Genomic DNA, 398 nt, shown 5'->3' with positions numbered 1-398 from the left:
ATTATTTATCTCCAATTCAAATTGCAGTATTTCCTATTATTAGAAAATAATGAAAATATGGTAAAATTAGCAAAAGAAATATATGATAAATTAAGAAAAAAGTTTGATGTATATTANGATGATTCTGGAAGAATTGGTATAAGATATAAAAGACAGGATGAAATTGGNNNNTATTATTGTATTACAGTAGATGATNAAACATTAAAAGATAATACAGTTACAAAAGATTTAGGGATACAAAAGAACAAATAAGGATAAATATAAGTGATGTGGAAAAATTCTTTGAAGAAAANTTTGATATTTGGAAAATTTTATAACATTCTTCATGAGAAGGTAGTATTAAATAAATATAAAGTTCTATTAAAATTATAAAGAATATGAAGAAAGTTGCTTTTATA

1 protein-coding gene is annotated in these 398 nt (G+C 21.2%); it reads left to right on the top strand.

What is annotated here, in order from left to right; genetic code table 11:
* The first annotated feature begins 57 nt into the window (after positions 1-57).
* Entirely contained in the window at positions 58-252 is a 195-nt protein-coding gene (locus LUA84_RS03620; protein WP_457913388.1) for a His/Gly/Thr/Pro-type tRNA ligase C-terminal domain-containing protein, read from the top strand.
* The last annotated feature ends 146 nt before the right edge of the window (positions 253-398 follow it).

It is taken from the genome of Candidatus Nanopusillus massiliensis, from assembly GCF_920984865.1.
This window is presented reverse-complemented; position numbering and strand designations above follow the sequence as displayed.